This is a genomic window from Nonomuraea sp. NPDC049269, from assembly GCF_043197155.1.
Classification (GTDB): Bacteria; Actinomycetota; Actinomycetes; order Streptosporangiales; family Streptosporangiaceae; genus Nonomuraea.
The window spans coordinates 356,177-377,998 of record NZ_JBICSO010000003.1 but is presented as its reverse complement, the minus strand read 5'-3'; the positions used below and the strand labels follow the sequence as shown (position 1 = coordinate 377,998).

Here is a 21,822-nt window from a genome sequence, read left to right as displayed (position 1 = left end):
ACTTCGTCGCAGGGTCTGGTCGTACGGAGAGAGAACAAGAAAGGGACAAAATGCATCGGATGGCCACAACCTGCCTGGCAGTCGCCTTCGCCGCCGTGTCCGTCGCCGCGGTTCCGGCTTCGGCTTCGGCCTCGAAGGCGCCGGACTTCAAGGCATGCTTCGACGGGACCTGCAAGATCACCATCACTACTCCGGTTAAATTCCGCGTCTCCCGCCAGTTCGGCTTCACCTGGCTGTCGATCACCCGAGTCGATTCCAGCGCGGTGAGGGTGCAGGGGACGGGACTCGGTGCCTCCTCGGCCACGACGCTCGGCGTGGGCGGCACCGGGTCGGTCAACTCCCTGTCCGTGAAGGTGTCCTCGATCACCGAGACGTCGGCGACCATCCACCTCGCACCACTCTGACGCCAGGAGCGGCCGTTCCCGCCTGGAACGCTTCGGGTTGACACCAAGTTTCGGGCAGGGACGGGGAGTCCACCGGACAGGTCGGCATCCTTCCAAGAGGCTCGGCACGTGCCTCAACCATGCCCACGCCAGATCGGGGGCGCCATCGCCCTGACACTGGCCGCCTCCGGCAGCGCGGCAGTGATCATGCCAGTGCTCCCCGCCACGGCCACCCGGGTGGACGCCACCTGCGCCAACGCCGTCGGCGACGCCAGGATCATCCAGGCCGCCATCGACTCCTCCAAGGAGGGCGGTGAGGTCGTCTTCAAAGGCCCGTGCCTGATCAACAAGACCATCACCCTGCGCGGCCGCCGGACGTACCGGGGCGATGCCAAGGCCGGGACGGTGATCAAGCAGGCCGACGGCGCGAACCTGCCCGCCATGCTGGCCTCCGAGTCCTGGGTCACCAACCAGCCGTACAGCTCAGACCCCGTACGCATCGAGCGGCTGACCCTCGACGGCAACCGCGACCACAACACCGGCACCGTGGGCCTGATGCTGCGTTCGTGGGACACCCGCGTCTATGACGTGGACATCCTCGGCGCGCCCGCCGACGGCATCCGCATCAGCAACCCGTCCAAGAACGGCACCACGCTCCGCAACACCATGGTCAACAGCGTGATCAGCGACGTCTACATCGAGCGGTCGGGTGGTTCCGGGCTCAAGGTGGTCGATCCCGGCAACGCCGTGAGCGACTGGACGTTCCAGCGCTCCTGGATCGGCTTCAGCGGTGCGAGCGCCATCGAAACGGACAACGCGGCCGGATGGACGTTCAGCGACCTGCACCTGTACGCGACGCCGAAGAACGCGATCGACGCCCACCGCTGCTTCGGCACCTCCATCCGGAACAACTACATCGAGGACTTCGGTACGAAGGCCACCGCGAAGCAGACCTATTACGGCATCCGCTGCGACCTTCAGGGCGAGGCCGGCACCACGATCTCCAACAACCGGATCCACAAGTTCGGCGCCGACACGCTGACCCAGTCCAAGAAGCCCGGCCAGCAGCCGGACATCCGCTTCGTCTACCTCGCCCTGGACGCGGTGAACTACGGCGCCGGCCACGCCACCGTGACGGGCAACACCATCCTCGGCCACGGCACCAGGCAGGAGACCGGCCTGCTGTTCAGGAGGGGCAAGGGCGACCGGATGTCCATCGTCTCGACCGGCAACCTGGTCGATGACGTCGGCACCCCACGTACGACCGGCCCCGGCGTACGGCTCACCAGCGGCTATTGACGCGTCAACGCCAGGTTGACGTGGCTTCTATCGTCAACCTATGGTTGACGAATGACGACGCGCCCGGCGTTATGCCTCGCCCTCGCAACCCTGATCCTGGTCGCCGTGGTGATCGGAGCACTGTGACCTTTCCAGGCATTTCGAAGTGGGCCTATCGCGCACCACGTCTGGATAGCGTCCTTCTCGCTTGATCATCCATGCCTATGGGGGAGCAAAATGAGAAGGACGTTGGAATATGTCGGTGCGGTGGCGCTGGCGAGCGCGCTGGCCACGGCCTCTGTCTCGTCGGCGGCCTGGGCGGAGGTGAAGCACTCGACGGTGGTGGTGAGCGCAGACCGTACCGTGTGGCTGAACCCGGGTCAGACGCTGAAGGCCGGCGACTCCGTACGCTCGACCAACGGCGCCTATGCCCTGCACCAGCAGGAGGACGGCAACCTGGTGCTGTACCGGGGGAGCACGCCGTTGTGGAGCAGCCAGACCGGCGACAGCCCCGGCGCGTTCGCCGCCATGCAGAGCGACGGCAACCTGGTCGTCTACCGGGGGAGTACGCCTCTGTGGGCCTCCAACACTGGCGACAGCCCAGGCGCCCGCCTCGCGGTGCAGGACGACGGCAACCTGGTGATCTACGACGGCAAGTCGCCGGTGTGGAACCGCCATGCCACGATCAGCGTGCTCGCCCCCGGCTACGCGCTCAAGCCCAACCAGTACGTCCGCTCCCGCAACGGCGACTACCAGCTGGTCCAGCAGGAGGACGGCAACCTGGTGCTCTACCGCGCCCGCCGGGCCCTGTGGAGTTCCAAGACCGGCGGCCACCCCGGCGCCGTCACCCAGATGCAGAAGGACGGCAACCTGGTCGTCTACCTGGGTACGACGCCGCTGTGGAACTCCAAGACCGGCAAGAACCCGGGAGCCCGGCTCGAGATGCAGGACGACGGCAACGTCGTCATCTACGACGGCCGCCGCCCGCTCTGGTCCACGGAGACGGGCTCGTAACCAGGTCCTGGACGGGTCAGTTCCGGAAGGCGTCGGCGTGGTCGGTGACCCACTCGGCGTAGGTGCGCGGGGGGCGGCCGAGGATCCGTTCCACCTCGCCGGTGATCGGGGCGGGCTTCCCGACGCTGTCCGCGAAGTAGCGCAGCATGGAGTCGAACTGCTCGCCGCGCACCCCCGGGTTCTGCGCCATCATCGCCTGCTTCGCCAGGTCCGCGCTGATCTCCTCGTACCGCAGCGACCGGCCCAGCACCGAGCCGATGATCTCCACCTGCTCGGCGAAGGTCAGCCCTTGCGGCCCGGTCAGCGCGGGCGCCTGCCCGAGCAGTTCGTCCCCGAGCAGCGCCCGCACGCCGACGGCGGCGATGTCCGCCTCGTGGATCGGCGACGTGCGGGCCTGGGCGTACGGTCCGCGAACCACGTCTCCGGCCCGGAGCTGGGGGACCCAGCGCAAGGAGTTCGCGGCGAAGGCACCGGGGCGCAGATGCGTCCATTCCGGGACGGCTGCCTCCACCGCCTCCTCCAGCGCCCGGTGGACCGCGGCGTTGCCGCCCTCCTCCGGGTCCGCCTCCTCGGCGACGACCAGGGCCGAGACGGTGACGACCCGCCGCACCCCCGCCGCCCTGGCCGCCTCCAGCAGGGCGACAGAGCCGCCTGTGCTGTTCAGCACAAGGGCGGACACGCCGTCGAAGTCGGGACGGCCGCTGTCACACGCCTCGACCCCCTCGGGGAAACGGGCGTTGTCGGGGGTACGAGTCAGCGCGCGTACCTTCACACCCTTGGCGGCCAGCTCGGCGATGAGCGGCCGGCCGATGTTGCCGGTTGCTCCGGATACCAGAATCATGCGATGCCTCTTTCCAAGTGAGAGAGTTTGTCGGGGTTGGTCACGGCATAGATGCCGCATACCTGATCACCGTCGGGAACGAGATCGAGAACGATGACCGCGAACGGCGTGTCACCGGACAGCAGCAGCGCCGACGGATCGCCGTTGACGGTCCGGAACCGGATGTTGAGATCGGAGACGGGACGCCGGGTCGCGTTGCCGACGATGACACGGGCGATCTTGTCCCGTCCGTGGACCGGCCGCAGACCGGCCGCCCGCGCCTTGCCCCCGCCATCGGCCCACATGATCACGTCCGGCGCCAGCACCCGCATGAGCGCGTCGATGTCCCCACCGGCGACGGCCGCGATGAACCGCTCGGTCACCTCCTGCCGAACCCGCGGATCGGCCTGGTAACGCGGACGCCGGGCGTGCACGTGCTCGCGGGCGCGATGAGCGAGCTGCCGGATCGCCGACGGACTGCGGTCCAGGATGCCGGCGATCTCGGTGTGGGCGTACCCGAAGACCTCGTTCAGTACGAACACCGCCCGCTCCAGCGGCGTGAGCGTCTCCAGCACCACCAGCAGCGCCATCGACAGCGATTCGGTGCGCACCGCGGGATCCACGGCGTCGGGCGGCTCGGTGATGAGCGGCTCGGGCAGCCAGGGACCGACGTAGTCCTCGCGGCGGCGGCTGATGCTCTCCTGCCGGGCCAGCGCCCGGTTGACCGCGATCCGCACCAGGTACGCGCGCGGGTTGGCGATCTCCTCACCCGCCGCGCTCCTGGGCGCCCAGGCCAGCCAGGTCTCCTGCAGGACGTCCTCGGTGTCGGCGACGCTGCCCAGCATGTTGTAGACGATCGAGAACAGCAGCTCCCGATAACCGGTGAAAACGCTCGTCGCCTGCTCGCTCATCGCGTGCCCCTCCTTCCAGGGTCACTATCTGAGAGCGGCACCGCACCCCGGAGTGTGACCTGATCCCGGCAAATGTGACCCGCATCTCACACTCACCGATGTACAGAAGGAGAAGACGGCTCCGACTCTTCCGTGAGCGGCGCGAGACGAGCGCCGGAACGTGGGAGGCAGTGAGATGAGCAAGGTCACCTGTGACATCGCGACGTCCGTCGACGGCTTCGTGGCGGGACCGAACCAGAGCCTGGAGAACCCGATCGGCGAGGGCGCGGAGGAGCGCCTGCACCGCTGGATGTTCGACGAGCCCGAGGCGCATGCGGCGATCATCGAGGACATCACCGCGGCCGGGGCCTTCATCATGGGGCGCAACATGTTCGGCCCCGGCCGGGACGCCTGGGACCTGGACTGGAACGGCTGGTGGGGCGACGAGCCGCCGTACCACGCGCCGGTCTTCGTCCTCACCCACCACCCGCGCGAGCCGCTGCCGATGAAGGGCGGCACGACCTTCACCTTCGTCACCGAGGGGATCGAGGCAGCCCTGGCCCAGGCGCACGAGGCCGCCGGCGGCCGTGACGTCGCCATCGCGGGCGGCGCGCAGACGGTGAACCAGTACCTGGCGGCGGGGCTGATCGACGAGCTGCGCCTGCACGTCGCACCGGTGATCCTGGGCAGGGGCGAGCGGCTGTTCGACGGCGTAGGTGACACCACCCTCGAACCCGTCGGCGACGTGTCAGGCACCGGCCTGGTCACGCACCTGAGGTACCGCGTGATCCGGTAGCGCGGTGACCTCATGAATACCTCGCCGATTGAAGGTCCATCGCGGTAGGAGTCGGGATTCCCGTGAAAAGTTTACACCGAATGTTCAACGATACCGTTGAAGGCATGGACATCAAGGACACGGCCTGGCCGTTCGATGGCGCGGGCATCTCGGCATTCCTCCGGTCGCTTCCCGCCAAGCCCCTCCTGCTCGGCCTGGGCGAAGCCCGGCACTTCGTGGGCGAGCTGGGCGAGTTGCGCAACGAGCTCTTCCGGCATCTGGTCGAGCACGAGGGATACCGGTCGTTCGCCATCGAGAGCGACTGCCTCATGGGCCTCCTGGTCGACGACTACATCGCGACGGGCACGGGCACGCTCGATGACATCATGGAACGCGGCTTCAGCCACAACTTCGGCACGTCACCGGCCAACCGCGAGCTCGTACGCTGGATGCGGGAGTACAACAAGGAGCACAACGAAAAGCTCCGGTTCTTCGGCTTCGACGGCCCCCTGGAGTATTGGGCGGCGAGCCCGCGTCAGGCGCTGACCGCCCTCTACGCTCTCCTCGACGGCCCGCTCCCGTGCACGATGGAGACCCTCGACACGCTGCTGGGCCCCGACGAGCGGTGGTCGAACGAGGCCACGGCCATGGATCCGTCCGTGTCGATCGGCCAGTCCGCCGAAGCGCAGCGGCTGCGAGTGATCGCCGACGACCTGGTGGCCCTGCTCGACACGCAGGCGCCACGGCTGAGCGCGGAGGACAGGGAGCGGGCGCAACTGTACGGGCGCACCGCCGTCGGCCTGCTCCGCTATCACCACTGGATGGCCGACGCGTCCCCAGAACGGTGGGCCCGGCTGTCGGCCCTGCGGGACGCGATGATGGCCGCCAACCTGCGTGCCGTCGCCGAGCGCGGTCCGGCCCTGGTTTTCGCCAGCAACCTTCACCTGCAGCGGAACAAGAGCCTCATGTCGTTCGGCGACCAGACGCTGGAGTGGTGGAGCGCGGGAGCGATCGCCGGGACGCATCTGGGCGACCAGTACGCCTTCCTGGCCTCGGCCCTCGGCACGGCCGGCGACAACACCCCACCCCCGGACACCATCGAGGGCATCCTGTCCACGCTCCCGTGGGACCACTCACTCGTCGACGCCCGCCGCCTGGCCAAGGCCATCACGAAACCCGCCCCGCGCATCTCCCACGATTTCGCCTATTTCCCGCTGGACCCGGCCCAGCTCGACCTGATCGACGGCGTCGTCTTCCTCAAGCAGGTTGTCAGGCTGAAAAAGCTGGGCTGACAGGCGCGTGCGTGTCAGGCTCTGCCTGGCACGCACGCGCATCAAGCACACCATCCGCGCTCGTCCCCTCACCGAAGGCGGCGTCCGGGATCGCCAGTCGATTGCTGTCGTGCGGGTTGGTCACCAGCCCGCACGGCTTCAGGCGGCGCTCGCGGCGCAGCACGGTTTGACATCTACCGGTTCAGCAGGCCACGATGCCGAGCTCGACCAGCAGCCTCCAGACATCCGTCGAAGGAACACGGTCAAGCACCTTGCAGTCGTCCGCATGTCCCTTCTTGGCCGTGCAGGCCAAGCTCGGACAGTTGGTGATCAGATTTTTCGCCCGGCTGACGGCGTCTTTCTCCTTCCCATCCAGTGCCTGCCGACAGGTGGCACTGAGGTGCTTTTCGAAGTCACGAAAGGCGCGGTGAGTAGCTCTCAACTGGTTCTGTACGTTCTTGGACGTATGCGCTCCCGCCGCCCCTGACCCGAAGTGAAGCAGCAACCAGAGTTCGAAGCACGGGTGAGAGAACGCGACCTTCACCCCCATCGCCTCGGCTCGCGCGTGGGACCGCTCGACGTGGCTGTGGTCGTCCCGGTCGAAGAACGCCCACACCTGCTCGCGCCCAGGATCATCCAACTCGCCGAGCTTTTCGAGCGCCCAATCCACTACTTCATGGGGCTTCAACCCCTTGCGTTTCCAGAGGACATGGATCTCGAAGGTCCGTGGATCACCGCAGAACCGCTCCTCCAGATAGCCGAGATAATCCCGCTCGGTGCTTTCCCCTTCCACCACGGCATAGATCACTTCGCGCTTTCGGCCTTCGGTCACCGTGCGCGGCACTCGTGCGGCACCTGTCGGTGGGCCCTTCTTCCTGACTCTGCTCACGTGTCCGCCTCGGCGGCCCACTGCTCGACTTCTACGGCCATGCCACCAAGGCCGATACGTGGCACCCCGCCATATCTGCCGCGCAAGTATCCGCGCTCCAGACTCTCGTCCGCACGCACGCCCACCGAGGTGAGCGGGTAGAGCTCAGACTCGCCGGTCTTTCGCTTCTCCGTGATCCACACCTGCTCCCGGTTCAGCGGACGCTCAACGTGGGCCCTGCTCAGCAACGTGGCATCGTGCCCGGTGAACACGAGTTGCGCGCCCAGAGGGTTGGCGACAGGATCCTCGAACAGCCGGACGACCTCGGCGACCAGCACCGGATGCAAGCTGGAATCGAGCTCGTCAACCAGCAGCACCGCTCCATCGTCGAGTGCTTTGAGCAGCGGTCCCAAGAGGGCGAACCAGGCGAGCGTGCCGAAGGACTCCTGGTGGAGGAAGTCGAACGGCACCGGACCGTCCTTGCCGTGATGGACGAGGGAGACCTCGGGCATTTCCTCGCCCCGGTCTTCGACCTCGACTCCGGTCACTCCCAGGTCCGCGACGGTTATCAGCCCTGTGACACGGTCGCGGAATTCGGGGTTCAGGAGCTTTGAGCGGGTGTAGACGTCGCGCTCATGTGGATCGTCACCCGGGCCGACCAGCCACAGATTGTCCTTGAACCAGTCGTGCAGCGGCATCAGTTGCTTCATCTGAAGCGATCCGGCAGCCGTGAGAAACAGCGCGTTGGGCCGCGTGTACTCGACCACTGGCTTCTTGGCGCCCTTCAGCCGGTCACTGGGAAACCGGTATTCATCCCCGTCCCGGTCGGCGTCCCGGTCGAACCAGACCTGCCGACGGCGGCTGCCTTGCGGGAAGACGTGCAACCATTCCGTTTCGACTCGCTCGTCGGACGCCTCGAATCCGTAGACGTATCTGTCCCCTCCGATGAGCACGTCGACCTCGAACAATGAGGCTTCGTTCATCGCCTCGCGATCCAGGACGAACGGTCGCCGTGGCACGCCTTTGAGACGCGCCCAGTCAGCCACCGAATCGAGAACGGCGTGGCGCATCCACCGCATGGCATCGAGCACATTCGTCTTACCGGAGGCATTGGCGCCGAAGATGGCGGCTACCGGGGAGATTCGGAGGCTGTGGACGGTGCGTGCTACGCGGTCGCCCCCATCTGGAGCCAGTAGTGACAGCTCGAACTCTCCGCGAAACGACAGCACGTTCGCTGCTCGGAACCCTGCCAGCATGCCCGAGTCTCCTAGATCGATGAGGTGTTCATCATCATTCTAAGCCGTTCTGCGTTAGAAACCCACGACAGAGGACTTAGAATCCGGCTCATGTCCTGATCGGAGCCATGAAGCCCATGGGTGATCAAGATTCCCTATGGAAATGGTTCAGGCCGGGGGCACGGGGGCCGGCAGGCCCCCGCCGGATGGCGGAGCCCCAAGGAAGACAGCCCGAGCGAAGAGCGAGGACCATGCTGGTAAATGGGGGCGTCAGCCCCGGGCAACACAGCCCGACCCCCCAAGGCGCGAAGCGCCCGATAGAGGGGAGGTCCTTGCTTTCAAGCGGATTCGCGGATGACCAGCTCGGTGGGCAGGATGATGGGCTCCGCGGAGCCGCCCGTGAAGAGGCCCAGCAGCAGTTGCACCATGGCCGCCGCCTGCTCGGCGACCGGGTGTCGCACGGTGGTCAGCGGTGGTTCGGTGTACTTGGCGGCTTCTATGTCGTCGAAGCCCACCACCGCCACGTCGTCCGGCACCCGCCGTCCGGCCAGGCGGAGTGACTGCAACGCGCCCACTGCCATCAGGTCGTTCGCCACGAAGACGGCGTCCAGCCCGGGGTCGTCGCCCAGGAGTTGGCGCATGGCCACCGCGCCGGACTCGCGGGTGAAGTCGCCTATCGCGACGATGGAGCGGCGGTCGGAGTCGCGCAGGATGTTGCGGTAGCCCGTGAGGCGGTCCTGGCCGCCGATCATGTCCTGGGGGCCGGCGATCGTGGCGATGCGGCGTCTGCCCGACTCGACCAGGTGACGGACCGCTGACTCGGCGCCGCCGACGTTGTCGTTGTCGACGTACGGGATGTCGATGGGTACGGCGGGTCTGCCGTACGAGACGACCGGGACACGCAGGCGGGACAGTGCGGTGGGGAGCGGGTCGGCGCCGTGCATGGAGATGAGCATGACGCCGTCCACGTGGCCGCCCGCGATGTAGCGCTCCACGCGCGCGTGGCTCTTGGCGGAGGAGGCCAGCATGAGGACGACCTGCTTGTCGGCCGCCTCCAGCTCGACGCTCGCCGAGCGGATGGCCGTGGCGAACATCGGGTCCTCGGAGAACACCCTGGTCGGCGGTTCGGAGACGACCAGGGCGATCGAGTCGGTGCGCTGGGTGACCAGGCTGCGCGCCGCCGGGTTGGGCAGGTAGCCCAGCTCGTCGATGGCGCGTAGCACGGCGTCACGGATGTCCGGCGCCACCGTCGGCTGTCCGTTGACGACCCGGGACGCGGTGGCGCGCGAGACCCCCGCGCGGGCGGCGACCGCCTCCAGCGTCGGCCGCCTCATGGCCGCGCCGCTTCAGGGCGGGCGGTCGCATGGTCTTGCGCCATGTGGGAGAGCACGGAAGGAATCTACAGGCCGTTCCTGCCGATCACGTCCCGATACCACAGCGCACTGTCCTTGGGCAGCCGAGCGAGCGTCTCGTAATCCACGTGCACGATCCCGAACCTGCGCCGATACCCCTCCGCCCACTCGAAGTTGTCCAGCAGCGACCACACCAGATAACCCCGCAGATCGGCCCCCGCCGCGATCGCCCGGTGCACCTCGCGCAGGTGTCCCTCCAGGTAGGCGACCCGGTCGGTGTCGTGCACCCGGCCGTCCGCCACGACGTCGTCGAAGGCCGCGCCGTTCTCGGTGACCATCAGGCTGACTCCCGGATAGTCCCCCGAGAGCCGTACCAGCAACCGGGACAGGCCGTCCGGCACGATGGGCCAGCCCATCGCGGTGGTGGGCGCGTCGGCGGTACGGAAGCGCACGTCCTCCGAGCCCGGCCACGCGGGGTCGGCAGGGGTGCCGGGGCCCGCCTCCACGACGCAGGGGTTGTAGTAGTTGATCCCGATCTGGTCGATCGGGGCGTTGATGATCTCCAGGTCGCCGTCGAGGATGTGGCCGGTGCCGCCGTTGCGCGCGGCCGCCTCCAACACCTCGGCCGGGTAGCTGCCGTGGCGGACGGGGTCGAGGAACTGCCTGGTCAGCAACGTGTGGATGCGGTGCACGGCGACCGCGTCGGCCGCGTCGGGGGTCGCCTGCGGGTCGTTGACCTGGGCGGGGGTGAGGACGGGGGCCGAGTTGACGACGAGCATGATGTTCTCGGCGCCCAGCGAGCGCAGCCGCCTGGCCGCCAGGCCGTGGCCCAGGAGCAGGTGGTGCGCCGAGCGCATGGCGTCCGCGGCCCGCCTGCGGCCGGGCGCGTGCACGCCGTTGCCGTAGCCGAGGTAGGCGGCGACCCACGGCTCGTTCAGCGTGGTCCAGTGGGCGACGCGGTCACCCAGCTTCTCGTGTACGGCCTGCGCATATTCGGCGAAATAATACGCCGTATCCCGGTTTGTCCAGCCGCCCTCATCCTCAAGCGCCTGCGGCAAATCCCAGTGATAAAGCGTGACATAAGGCGAAATGTCGGCGGCCAGCAGCGAATCCACCAGCCGGGAGTAGAACCCGAGCCCCTGAGGATTGATCTTCCCGCGACCGTCCGGCTGGATCCGCGGCCACGCGATCGAGAACCGGTAGGCCGCCAGCCCCAGCTCCCTCATCAGTGAGACGTCATCGCGATACCGATGGTAATGGTCACAGGCCACATCCCCGGTGTCGCCGTCCGCCACGTTCCCGGGGCTGTGGGAGAAGGTGTCCCAGATGGACTGGCCGCGCCCGTCCTCCTTGACCGCCCCCTCGATCTGGTAGGAGGCGGTGGCGGCCCCCCAGACGAAGTTCTCCGGGAAAATCATCCCTTAACAGCTCCTTGCATGATTCCGCCGATGATCTGCTTGCCGAACAGGGCGAAGACCAGCACCAGCGGCAGGGTTCCCACCGCCGTGCCGGCCAGCCCCAGGACGTAGTCGTTGACGTATCCGCTGGCCAGTGTCGACAGGGCGACCTGCACCGTCGGGTTGTCCGGGTTCAGGACGACCAGCGGCCAGAAGTAGTCGTTCCAGGCCGACATGAACGTCAGCATGCCGAGCACCGCCGCCGCGGGCCGCGCGACGGGCAGCACGACGTGCCAGAACAGCCCCCACGTCGTGCACCCGTCCACCCGGCCCGCCTCCAGGAGTTCGGTCGGCAGGGCCCTGGACAGGTACTGCGTCATGAAGAACACGCCGAAGGCGTTGACCAGGGCCGGCACGATCAGCGCGTAGTTCGTCCCGGTCCATTCGAGTTTCACCATGAGCAGGTAGAGCGGGATGATGCCGAGCTGCGTCGGCACCATCATGGTCGCGACCGTGACCAGCAGCATGATGTTCTTGCCCCTGAAGCGCAGCTTGGCGAAGGCGAACCCGGCCAGCGTCGAGAAGAACATCACCGCGAGAGAGATCGACCCCGCCACGATGACCGAGTTCGCCAGCGCGAGCCCGAAGGGCACGGTGTCGAAGACCCGGGCCACGTTGGCGAAGAAGTTCCCGCCGGGCAGCAGCGGCGGCGGCACCTCGGCCAGCGCCGAGTTGTGCCGGGAGGCCACGACCACGCTGTAGTAGAGCGGGAACGCGGAGAAGAAGGCCACCCCGGTCAGCGTCAGGTAACGCAGCCTCATACCAGCCCGCCCTTCACTCGCCGGGTCAGCAGGTAGTTCACGCCCGCCACGGCCACCACGGCCAGGAACATCAGCCAGGAGGCCGCCGAGGCGTAACCGAAGTCGAACTTGGTGAACCCCTGCTCGTACACGAACAGCGCCAGCGTCTGGAACTGCCGGTCGGGCCCGCCGCTGACGGCGCCGCCCCCGGCGCCGCTGCTCGCCCCGAACAGAAGCGGCTCGGCGATGATCTGCATCGCGCCGATCGTGGAGACGATGACGACGAAGATGATCGTGGGCCGGATCATCGGGATGGTGATCCGGCGGAGCTGGGTGAAGCTGGACGCCCCGTCGAGGGTGGCGGCCTCGTACAGGTCACGCGGTACGGCCTGCATCGCGGCGAGGAAGATCAGCGCGTTGTAGCCGGTCCAGCGCCACATGATCATCGTGGACAGTGCGACGTGCGAGGTCGCCGTGCCCGCCGCCCAGTCGACGCTGCCGACGCCGAACCAGGACAGCACCCAGTTGATCATCCCGAAGTCCCGGCCGAACAGCTGGCTGAAGATCACCACGACGGCCACCACGCTGGTGACGTTGGGCAGCAGCAACGAGATCCTGAACAGCGTCTGCATCCGCAGCCGCCGGTTCAGCAGGTGCGCCAGCCAGATGGCCAGCAGCAGTTGCGGCACGGTCGACAGCACCCCGATGGACAGCGTGTTGAACGTCGCGTTCCAGAAGTAGCCGTCGCCGAGCAGCGTGCCGAAGTTCTTCAGCCCGACGAACGTGTGCTCCTCGGACAGCAGCGTCCAGTCGTGCAGGCTCACCCAGGCCGTGTAGGCGAGGGGGAACAGCCCGAAAGCGCAGAACAGCAGGAAGAAGGGGGCGACGTAGGCGTACGGCGACACCCTCACGTCGAGGGTGTGCCGCACGCTTCGCCCGCGCCGCCTGGCGACGGTGAGCGGAAGGGAGCTCATTTGATCTTCTTGACGTCCTCGAGTACCTGGGCCCACGCCTGGTCGGGAGTCTGCTTGCCCTGCTCGACCCGGCCGAGCCCGTCCCCGATCACCGTGCGGACGTCGGCCTCCTTCGGGCCGAGATGCTGCGGCTTGAGCGACTTGGCGGCCTCGGAGTAGATCTTGCCGATCGGCGCGTCACCGAAGAACGGCTTGGTGAAGTTCTGGATCGACGGGTCGTCGTACAGCGCTGGGATCGACGGGAACGTGCCCTCCTCCTTGAACACCTTGGCCTGGTTGTCCTTGGAGGTGAGGAAGTCGATCAGCTCGGCCGCCTCCTTGGGGTGCTTGCTCTGCTTGGGGATCATCAGATGTGAGCCGCCGCTGTTGCCCGAACCACCGGGTACGGGAGCGATGTCCCACTTGCCGGACGCGTCCTTGGCCTGTTCCTGGATGAACCCGGTCATCCACGCCGGGCAGATGATCGTGGCGAACGATCCCTTGGCGAAGCCGGTGTTCCACGGCGGCGAGAAGGCCGCGAGCTTGGCGGTGAGCCCGTTCTGAGTGAGCTGGTTGGACAGGTCCCACGCCTTCTTCACGTCGGGGTTCGTGGCCACGATGATCTGGTCCTGGGCGTCATAGAGCCCGATCGGCGCCTGGTTCACCATGGCGCGGAAGATCTCACCGGGGGCGTCCACGAACTTGGTGCCCGACACGCCGGACGCCGCGAACTTCTTACCGGTCTCGATGTACTGCTCCCAGGTCGGCCAGAGCCCGCCCACCTCGGTACGGTCGGTCGGCAGCCCGGCCTTCTTGAACAGGTCCTTGCGGTAGCACATGGCCAGGCCGCCCACGTCGGTGCCGAGGCCCAGCACCTGCTGCCCGTCCTTGCTCAGGCCCTGCTGCCACTTCCAGTCGAGGTAGTCGCCCTGCCGCTTGTCGAGCCCGTACTGCTTGAGGTCGACGAACTTGCCGGGCTGGGCGGTGAACGTGCTGATGTAGCCCACCTCGACGGCCTCGACGTCACCCGCCCCGGCGTTCGTGGCCAGCCGCTTGACCAGGTTGTTGTGGTGATCGTTGAACTGGGTGACGTTCTCGACGATCTCGATGTTCGGGTGGGTCTTCTTGTACTCCTCGTAGAGCGGCTTGAAGCCGAAGTCGCCGAAGAGGCCGACGGTCAGCTTGACCTTCTCTCCGGGTGCGGCCGCCGTGCCGGCGGTGTTGTTCGCGCCGCCGCCGCACGCCGAGGCCAGGGCTAGGAGGGAGGCGGTGAGCAGGGGTACGGCGAGCTGCCGGAAGCGGGGGGTCATGGAGCCCTCCATGGGTTTCGGGGAGACTGAGAGAGCGCTCTCTCAACAGATTTGTGGCGATAACATGGGCCTGTCAACGAGTGTTAGATAACGATCCGAGCTACCGAGAGAGCGCGTTCACAAGAAACTCCGGCATGTGGCGGAAATGTGGCGATTTTGTGGTGGCGTCAAGGAGATTGATCACTAGAACCCCGAGAGGAGGATTCCATGAAGATCGAGGTCCGCAAGGTCGAGCCCATCAAGGCCACCATCAACGGCACTGTCTGACGGCTCTTCCCGGGTGGGGGCGCGCCGCCGCCCTCACCCACCCCCCGAACACGGAGGAGACGCGGTGCGGGTTGCACTGAAGGAATGCGCGTGGGAGCCGCTCGGCGAGGACGTGCTCGTCCTCGTCGACCCGCGCGAGGTGATCACGCTCGGCGATGAGGAAGGCCAGGTGGCGGCGCTCTTCGCGGCGCTCGACCGGGGCCCCTGCACGGTGGCCGAGCTCCGCGGCCGGCTCGCGGACACGGGAGTGGATCTCGGCGAGGCCGACGTGCGCGCCGCGATCGAGGCGCTCGACTCGCTCGGTCTGGTCGAGTGCGAGAGCGACCGCACGCTCGGCGACCCCGACCTGGACGCCAGGCACTTCTCCAACCTCGCCTTCTTCGGCGGGTTCGCCGGGCTCGACAAGCCGAGGGCGGACTTCGTCACCAAGCTCAGGCGCTCGCACGTGCTCGTGCTCGGCGTCGGCGGTGGTGGCTCCTCCCTGGTGCAGTGCCTGGCCGGGCTCGGTGTGGGCAAGCTGACGCTGGTCGACAGAGACGACGTGGAGCTCCGCAACTTCGCCAGGCAGTTCCTCTACCACCACGCCGACATCGGCAGGTCCAAGGTGGAGTGCGCGGCCGAGTGGGTGCGCGCCTACGACCCGAGCATCGAGGTGCGGGCCGTGGACCGCTGGATCTCCGGCCCCGAGGACCTGAAGGACCTGCTCGACGGCGTGGACCTGGTGGCGGGCGGCCTCGACGGCCACCCCGAGGCCCACCTGTGGGTGAACGAGGCCGCGGTACGCGCCGGAGTGCCGCTGGTGATGGGCGGGATGACCCGTTCGCAGGTCACTTACTACTCGGTCGACCCGGGCCGCAGCGCGTGCGCCCAGTGCGACTGGAGCGACCGGCCGGCACCCGACGAGCCGAGCGCGGGCGGCTTCGTGGAGCGCAACAGGGCCAAGCTGATCCAGCAGAACACGCTGATCGCCCCGATCGCCATGCAGATCGGCTCGCTGCTCGCCTACGAGGCCCTGCGCTACCTGACGGGCTTCGAGCAGCCGCAGGCCGCCGGCGCGTTCATCAAGGTAGACCTGCGCAACGGCCTGACCCCGGAACGCCAGCCCTTCACCGCAGACCCCCATTGCCGGGTGTGCGCGCGATGACCACCCAGACGGTACGGCTGCGCCGCCTCAGTCTGGTGGACGAGGGCGAGGAGGTGCTGGTCGGAGACCCGGAGGCGGGCACGTTCATCTCGATCCCCGCCGTCGGCGGCGTGGTGATCGCCGCGCTCATGAACGGCGCGACCGTCGAGGAGACGGCCAGGCGGGCCGAGGAGTACGCGGGCGAGCCCGTGGACGTGCCCGCGTTCGTGGAGACCCTGCGCGAGCTGGGCTTCCTCGACGAGGACGACGACGAGAACGGCTCCGGCGGCGAGCGGACGCCCGTCGCCACCGCGCCCATCCAGGGCCGCCGCTGGCTGGGCGGCCTGCGCCCGGAGCTGGCCAGACCGCTGTTCGGCCGCGTCGCCTGGTTCGGGTACGGCGCCGCCGCCCTGTTCAGCCTGGCCGCGCTGGTGCTCGTGCCCGCGCTCAGACCCGATCCCTCCATTGACGCCTTCGCCGTGTCCGACATCGGGCTCGGCGCGTTGCTGGTCTACCCGATCACGCTGGTGCTGGCCGCGGTGCACGAGGGCTGGCACTGGCTGGCGGCCCGCGCGCTGGACCTCCCGGCGCGGTTCGGCATCGACAGGAGGATGGCCTTCCTGGTCTTCGAGACCGATCTGTCGCTGCTCTGGTCGGTGCCCAGGAAACGACGTTACGGACCATTGCTGGCCGGGCTGGCCATCGACTCCGTGCTGCTGGCCGTGGTGCTCGGCTGGCGGTTGGTCGCGGACAACACCCTGCTGGGTGCCGTGGCGTACATCCTGGTCTTCCAGATGGCCTGGCAGTGCATGGTCTTCCTGCGCACCGACCTGTACGCGGTGCTGATCACCTGGCTGCGCTGCAAGGACCTGTGGCGGGTCAAGACGCTCCTGCTCCGCCGGGCCTTCGGCCGGCTCCGTGAGGGCGAGGCGGCGGAACTGGTCGCCGCCGACCCGCGTGACCTGCGGGCCGGGCGCTGGTTCCGGTGGCTCTGGCTGGCGGGGCTGTTCGTGGTGGCCGCCTGGCTGGCCTTCTTCGCCCTGCCCGTGCTGGTGAGCCTGCTGCGGTGGACGGCCGCCGAGGTGGCGGCCGGGCCCGCCGCCTGGCGGTTCTGGTACGCGCTGGCGTGTACGGCCCTGATGCTCGGGCCGTGGCTCGCCGTGGCCGGGCTGGCGGCCAAGAGCCGCCTCACCCGCGAGCGGTGAATGCGGTCAGGAGCCGACTCACCCGCGAGCGGTGAACGCGGTCATGAGCCACCTCACCCGCGAGCGGTGAGCCTCGGGCTAACCGCTGAGAACGCGGCCGACCATCCGGGCGTACATCCGGCCCGGGCTCGGCGACCTGGTCAGGAAGCCGGGCAGCATCGGCAGGCCGACCGCGAACGGCTCCAGCCGCTCGTACAGCGTGTCGGCGTCGGCGGGTCGGTCGCCCGGCTTCTTCTCCAGCAGCCCGGCCAGGAGCGCGCCCAGCGCCTCCGGCAGGCCCGGGATCGCGGGCGGACGCTCCTTGACCTGCTTCTCGAAGACCACGTAGTCGGTCGGCCCGGTGAACAGCTGACGGCCCGTCAGCATCTCGTGCAGCACGCAGCCCAGCGCGTAGAGATCGCTGCGCGGCTCGGCGATCCCGTGCTGGATCTGCTCGGGGGCCATGTACGCGGGCGTGCCGAGGATCTGGCCGATCCGGGTGAACGTCGTGACATCGGCGTCACGCAGCAGGGCCAGGCCGAAGTCGAGCACCTTCACGCTGCCGTCGGGGCAGAGCATCAGGTTGGTCGGCTTGAGGTCGCGATGGCAGATCGACAGGGCGTGGGCAGCCGACAGGACCGCGCACGCCTGGGCGGCGATCGCGGCGGCCCACGGCACGGGCAGCGGGCCGTGTTCGCTGACCACGTCGGCCACCGTGACGCCCTCGATGAACTGCATCACCTGGTAGAGGCGCTGCTCGTGAGTGCCGAAGTCGTAGAGCACCGGGGCGCCCGGATGCTCCAGCCTGGCCAGGATGCGCGCTTCGCGGATGAAGCGGCGCTCCAGCTCCTCATCGGGGCCGCTCGGCAGGTGGAGCAGCTTCACCGCCACCCGGCGGTCGAGGTGGCGGTCGTGGCCCGCGTAGACGGCCCCCATGCCGCCCTGGCCGAGCGGGAGGTGATCGAGCACATATCGATCACCGATGACCATTTGCCCCTCCCCGCCGCCACATTTCGGGAAAAAACTACACCGTCAAGACTGCGGGTGCAGGTGGCCGTCACTCAGGCCGTCGAGGCCGAGCCGGATGAGCGCCTGGCCGAGCGCCGAGGTCTCGCGCAATGCGTCTTCGAGCACCGCGAGCTGTCTGAAGGCTTCGCCGTAGGACTTCTGGTCCTTGAGCGGGAGGCGGGGCAGGCGGGTGCGGCGCACGTCGAAGCGGCTGGAGCCGGTGGTCGCGCGCCCGCCGGCGGCCCGCAGGTGGCCGGCCAGGAAGTCGGGGTCGAGCCGGCGCGCGTCGACCCGGTAGAGCGTCAGATGCGGGCCGAGCACGCAGCCGCCCTCGGCCATCACCCGCACGCTGGAGTAGGAGGCCACCACGTCGCCCGGCTGGACCAGGACGAGCCCCTGTTGCGCCGGAGCCCGGCCGGAGGCCGCGGCGCCGCTGGTCACGTCGTCGGCGGTGAGCATCGACACGTCGCCGCCGCCGGTCGCCATCTTGGGCGGCGCCTGCAGCGTGGTCAGCAGGCCCTCCTTGATCAGGTCGCCGACCGTGGTGACGGGCTGGTCGAGCGGCTCGTCGAGCACCTTGAGGTCGGGCGGGGTGGCCGCCGCGGCCAGAAACCGGTCGCGTGCCTCGGTGAACGCCCGCCCGAGGTCGTCGCGCCGCTGGTGCCGGGCCGGAGTCATGTCGACCTCGTCGGCCAGCAGGTCGATGATGCGTACGGTCTGGTCGGAGCGGTCGTCGAGATAGGCCCGCCACGCCGGTCCGACGACGGAGTGGTCGGCCGTGGCGTCGACGATCAGCACGTCGGACGGCGGGCGCTCGCCCGCGGCCGGGCGGCGCAGCAGCCACAGGTCGGAGCCCACCAGCGCGACCACGGCACGCAGGGCGCCGGCGCGCAGCAGGTTGGCCCGGATCCGCCGGCCCGCCTTGCGGCTGGCCGCGGCCGGAGGCATCAGCATGGCCACCATGCCGCCCGGCCTGACGTGGGTGAGGCAGTGCTGGACCCAGGCCAGCTCGGGCTCGCCGCGCGGCGGCAGGCCGTACTCCCAGCGGGGGTCGCCGGTCAGCTCCTCGTAGCCCCAGGCCCGCTCGTTGAACGGCGGGTCGCAGACGACCGCGTCGGCCTTCACCCCGGCGAAGCCGTCGTGGCGCATCGAGTCGCCGGGCACCACCTCCGCCTCGGCGCCGCGCAGGCGCAGCCGCGCGGCGGTGATGAGCGCCGAGGTCTCGCTGAGATCCTGGCCGAGCACCTTGGCGGCCCCGGAGTTGAGCAGGAGGGTGCCGACGCCGCAGGCGGGGTCGAGGATCGTCGCGCCGTCGGTGTGGACGAGCCCGACCATCAGCTCGGCCACGTCGTCACGCGTGACGGAGAGCTGCCGGGAGTGTGCCTCCAGGTAGCGCTCGCAGAGGAATTCGTAGGCGGTGAGCGGATCGTGCTGCTCGGCCAGCTCGGACAGCAATCCGGCCAGCTCGGGCTCCAGCTTGCTCTCGCCGGTGGTCAGCAGGAGGCCGGCCTGCGCCACCAACTCGCCCAGCCGCAAATCGCCGGCGGCTTTCAGGCGTTGCCACACACGATCTCCCAGTGAGACCTGGTAGGACTTCCCATAGCGCCGCAACCATGATTCGACTTGGCGCAGCGAGAACAACGGCTGATTGGCGGTGCCGCCGATGGGCAGAGGGAAGTCGTCGTGGCGGCGGCGCCAGTTGCTCACCGCGGCCCGCCCGACACCGGCGAGCCGGGCTATGTCCCCGGCGTTCACGGTCGGGTCGTGGGTCATGGAGCCCACAGTAGTTCACAAGAGTCTTCAGTGCATCTGCTTGTGAAGTCTTTCAACCAATGATTTACTGCTGGGTATGAAGCACAACATCCGCTATGCCGCCGGATCAGACGTGGGCCGCCGCAGGGAGCAGAACGAGGACTCCGGCTATGCGAGTGGCCGCTTGCTCGTGGTGGCCGACGGGATGGGCGGACACGCGGCCGGCGAGCTGGCGAGTTCGGCTGCGATCGCCGTCATGCGCGAGCTGGATGCCACGCTTCCCGAAACGGGCTCGGATCTGGAGGCCGCCCTGGAGGGCGCCGTGCACGAGGCGGCCCGCAGGCTGGTGGAGCTGGCGGACATCGACCCCGCGCGCAGGGGGATGGGGACCACGGTGACCGCCTTGCTGTGGGACGGTTACCGGTTCGCCCTTGCTCATCTCGGTGACTCCCGCGGATACCTGCTGCGCGATGGTGCTCTCTACCAGATGACCAAGGATCACACACTTGTGCAGTCCATGGTGGACGAAGGACGGATAACAGAGGATCAGGCCGCGGTGCACCCGCGCCGCTCGATGGTGCTGCGCGTGCTGGGCAGCGAGGGTCGGGCGGAGCCGGACATGGCGCTGCGCGAGGCCGAGCCGGATGATCGCTATCTCCTCTGTTCTGACGGGCTCACCACCGTGCTCGGGCCCGAGGTCCTGCACGAGGTGCTGACCACGGTGACAGACCCGGCGGCGGCCGTCCAGAGGCTGATCGACCTGGCCAACGAGGGCGGCTCGCCGGACAACGTGACCGTGATCGTCGCCGACGTGGTGGCGCCGGGCGCGGGCGACGAGCAGATCTTCCGGGTGGGTGCGGGGGCCTGAGTACGGTCCTGCGTAGTAGCCAGTCCCACCAGCCTCACCAGTCACATAACCGAAATTTCGCCTCATAGGTTGACACTTTCCTAGTGTTCGGCGCGCGAGCGCGATGTCGCTACTACAGTCCATCGTGATCTGCCGGTTTTTCTGGAGGAGTGGATCCTGGACTCGATCGCGGCAAGTCTGCTGAAAGAGGTGCGTGGGGAAGTCGGCTACCGCGAGAAGGGCGGCCAGCTCACCAAGTTCGGACAGTGGTACGCGGATCGCGTCAAGGACCCGCAATACCGGGACGCGCCATGGTGCGACATGTTCATCGCCTGGGCGGCCGACAAGGCCGGGGTCGGTGACTACGTCGGCCAGTTCGCCTGGACCCCCTCGCACGCGGCCTGGTTCATCAAGCAGGGCGCCTGGTCCCAGCAGCCCGAACCCGGAGCCCTGGTCTTCTACGACTGGGGAGGCGGCAAGAGCTACAAGGGCATCGACCACGTCGGCATCGTCGAACGGGTCGACGGCAAGAAGATCCACACGATCGAGGCCAACGTCGACCGCGTCTGGCTCAAGCGCAAGTCTCGCGACATGCACAAGGACGTCGTCGGATACGGCCTGCCGCGCGTGGTGCAGGCCAACGCCACACTGAACGACATCCGCTCCACCGAGCACCCGCTGGCCCGCCAGCCGCAGCCGGCGCCGCGGGAGTCGCCGTTGGACGTCCTGGGCTCCCCGCTGGCCCTGCTCACCGTGATGGTGCTGACCACCGTCGTGGTCTCCTTACGCCTCGCGGGCCGCCGCCGCGGCACCCACCGCCGCTTCACCTGGCCATGGAATGCCTCCGGCAAGTCCGAGCCCTCGCCCGCGAAGCTCCAACCCGGCAACACCAGGCAGCAACCCGGAAACGCGAAGCCCCAATCCGGCAACGCCAAGCCGCGCCGGGCCACCGAAAGGCTGGGCCCGGCCACCGAAGAGTCGGCGCAGTCCGCCTCTGCCAAGTCCGCCTCCGCCAAGCGGGGCTCGGCCAAGGCCGGGTCGGCGAAGGCGGCGTCGCGTTCCGCCGCCGCCAAGTCGGCGGGGCGGGCCGGTGCGAAGGACACGAGATCCGCCAGCTACGCCGAGGCGCCTCCCGAGCCGGTCCGGGTGGGTGGCCCGCCCACTCCGGCCAGGGCTCTCGTGCCCGCGCAGACCCCCCACCACTCCACCACCCGCCGCAAGCCGTACGAACCGCGTTCCTGACGGGACCACGGGAGCGCACGCGGTCCGGCCGCCACGGGGTGGCTGACCCGGGG

At 68.4% G+C, this 21,822-nt stretch carries 20 protein-coding genes; 9 read left to right on the top strand and 11 right to left on the bottom strand.

The window, feature by feature from the left end:
- The first annotated feature begins 59 nt into the window (after positions 1-59).
- From ACGFNP_RS19460 to ACGFNP_RS19450, 3 genes are all read left to right on the top strand, one after another.
- Positions 60-404, top strand: coding sequence for a hypothetical protein (locus ACGFNP_RS19460; RefSeq protein ID WP_393320217.1), 345 nt, complete (start codon positions 60-62; stop codon positions 402-404).
- A gap of 108 nt (positions 405-512) precedes the next feature.
- Positions 513-1,682 (top strand): right-handed parallel beta-helix repeat-containing protein, encoded by a 1,170-nt coding sequence (locus ACGFNP_RS19455; RefSeq protein ID WP_393320214.1) that lies wholly within the window; start codon positions 513-515, stop codon positions 1,680-1,682.
- 216 nt (positions 1,683-1,898) lie between these two features.
- On the top strand, positions 1,899-2,675 hold the full coding sequence (locus tag ACGFNP_RS19450) for a hypothetical protein (protein ID WP_393320211.1): 777 nt from the start codon (positions 1,899-1,901) through the stop codon (positions 2,673-2,675).
- 16 nt (positions 2,676-2,691) lie between these two features.
- Here the strand turns inward: ACGFNP_RS19450 and ACGFNP_RS19445 are convergent, their stop codons facing one another.
- Both ACGFNP_RS19445 and sigJ read right to left on the bottom strand, forming a co-directional pair.
- Positions 2,692-3,516: an SDR family oxidoreductase gene (locus tag ACGFNP_RS19445; protein ID WP_393320208.1), complete on the bottom strand. Its 825-nt coding sequence runs from the start codon at positions 3,514-3,516 to the stop codon at positions 2,692-2,694.
- Positions 3,513-4,406, bottom strand: a complete 894-nt coding sequence (sigJ, locus tag ACGFNP_RS19440) for an RNA polymerase sigma factor SigJ (protein ID WP_358316833.1) — start codon at positions 4,404-4,406, stop codon at positions 3,513-3,515. The genes ACGFNP_RS19445 and sigJ overlap by 4 nt, the downstream gene beginning before the upstream one ends.
- A 175-nt stretch (positions 4,407-4,581) precedes the next feature.
- On the opposite strand from sigJ, the gene ACGFNP_RS19435 reads away from it, so the two are divergent.
- Complete coding sequence (locus ACGFNP_RS19435; protein ID WP_393320205.1) at positions 4,582-5,181, top strand: dihydrofolate reductase family protein; 600 nt, start codon at positions 4,582-4,584, stop codon at positions 5,179-5,181.
- A 104-nt stretch (positions 5,182-5,285) separates the two neighbouring features.
- Positions 5,286-6,452 (top strand): erythromycin esterase family protein, encoded by a 1,167-nt coding sequence (locus ACGFNP_RS19430; protein WP_393320202.1) that lies wholly within the window; start codon positions 5,286-5,288, stop codon positions 6,450-6,452.
- A 181-nt stretch (positions 6,453-6,633) separates the two neighbouring features.
- On the opposite strand, the gene ACGFNP_RS19425 is transcribed toward ACGFNP_RS19430, so the two are convergent.
- The 7 genes from ACGFNP_RS19425 to ACGFNP_RS19395 form a co-directional block, all read right to left on the bottom strand.
- Positions 6,634-7,275: an RloB family protein gene (locus ACGFNP_RS19425; RefSeq protein WP_358316841.1), complete on the bottom strand. Its 642-nt coding sequence runs from the start codon at positions 7,273-7,275 to the stop codon at positions 6,634-6,636.
- Between the two features lie 41 nt (positions 7,276-7,316).
- Positions 7,317-8,555 (bottom strand): ATP/GTP-binding protein, encoded by a 1,239-nt coding sequence (locus tag ACGFNP_RS19420; protein ID WP_393320200.1) that lies wholly within the window; start codon positions 8,553-8,555, stop codon positions 7,317-7,319.
- A 317-nt stretch (positions 8,556-8,872) separates the two neighbouring features.
- Entirely contained in the window at positions 8,873-9,868 is a 996-nt protein-coding gene (locus ACGFNP_RS19415) for a LacI family DNA-binding transcriptional regulator (RefSeq protein ID WP_358316847.1), read from the bottom strand.
- Between the two features lie 65 nt (positions 9,869-9,933).
- Complete coding sequence (locus ACGFNP_RS19410) at positions 9,934-11,304, bottom strand: GH1 family beta-glucosidase (RefSeq protein WP_393320197.1); 1,371 nt, start codon at positions 11,302-11,304, stop codon at positions 9,934-9,936.
- Positions 11,301-12,104, bottom strand: a complete 804-nt coding sequence (locus ACGFNP_RS19405) for a carbohydrate ABC transporter permease (RefSeq protein ID WP_219526893.1) — start codon at positions 12,102-12,104, stop codon at positions 11,301-11,303. The genes ACGFNP_RS19410 and ACGFNP_RS19405 overlap by 4 nt, the downstream gene beginning before the upstream one ends.
- A complete protein-coding gene (locus ACGFNP_RS19400; RefSeq protein WP_358316853.1) occupies positions 12,101-13,057 on the bottom strand; it encodes a sugar ABC transporter permease in 957 nt (318 codons plus the stop codon). Before ACGFNP_RS19400 ends, ACGFNP_RS19405 begins: the two co-directional genes overlap by 4 nt.
- Entirely contained in the window at positions 13,054-14,346 is a 1,293-nt protein-coding gene (locus ACGFNP_RS19395; RefSeq protein ID WP_393320193.1) for an extracellular solute-binding protein, read from the bottom strand. The genes ACGFNP_RS19400 and ACGFNP_RS19395 overlap by 4 nt, the downstream gene beginning before the upstream one ends.
- Before the next feature lie 331 nt (positions 14,347-14,677).
- On the opposite strand from ACGFNP_RS19395, the gene ACGFNP_RS19390 reads away from it, so the two are divergent.
- Positions 14,678-15,757: a HesA/MoeB/ThiF family protein gene (locus ACGFNP_RS19390; RefSeq protein WP_393320190.1), complete on the top strand. Its 1,080-nt coding sequence runs from the start codon at positions 14,678-14,680 to the stop codon at positions 15,755-15,757.
- Positions 15,754-16,941 carry a hypothetical protein gene (locus ACGFNP_RS19385; protein WP_358316862.1) on the top strand — a complete coding sequence of 396 codons (1,188 nt, stop codon included), beginning with the start codon at positions 15,754-15,756 and terminating at the stop codon, positions 16,939-16,941. The genes ACGFNP_RS19390 and ACGFNP_RS19385 overlap by 4 nt, the downstream gene beginning before the upstream one ends.
- Before the next feature lie 78 nt (positions 16,942-17,019).
- Here the strand turns inward: ACGFNP_RS19385 and ACGFNP_RS19380 are convergent, their stop codons facing one another.
- Both ACGFNP_RS19380 and ACGFNP_RS19375 read right to left on the bottom strand, forming a co-directional pair.
- The gene (locus ACGFNP_RS19380) at positions 17,020-17,910 is read right to left on the bottom strand and encodes a serine/threonine-protein kinase (protein ID WP_358316865.1); all 891 of its coding nucleotides are present in this window, start codon (positions 17,908-17,910) and stop codon (positions 17,020-17,022) included.
- A gap of 42 nt (positions 17,911-17,952) precedes the next feature.
- Positions 17,953-19,701 (bottom strand): N-6 DNA methylase, encoded by a 1,749-nt coding sequence (locus ACGFNP_RS19375; protein ID WP_358316867.1) that lies wholly within the window; start codon positions 19,699-19,701, stop codon positions 17,953-17,955.
- Between the two features lie 76 nt (positions 19,702-19,777).
- Here ACGFNP_RS19375 and ACGFNP_RS19370 point away from each other — a divergent pair, with 76 nt between their 5' ends.
- Both ACGFNP_RS19370 and ACGFNP_RS19365 read left to right on the top strand, forming a co-directional pair.
- Entirely contained in the window at positions 19,778-20,548 is a 771-nt protein-coding gene (locus ACGFNP_RS19370; protein WP_358316870.1) for a protein phosphatase 2C domain-containing protein, read from the top strand.
- 189 nt (positions 20,549-20,737) lie between these two features.
- Entirely contained in the window at positions 20,738-21,769 is a 1,032-nt protein-coding gene (locus ACGFNP_RS19365; protein ID WP_358316873.1) for a CHAP domain-containing protein, read from the top strand.
- The last annotated feature ends 53 nt before the right edge of the window (positions 21,770-21,822 follow it).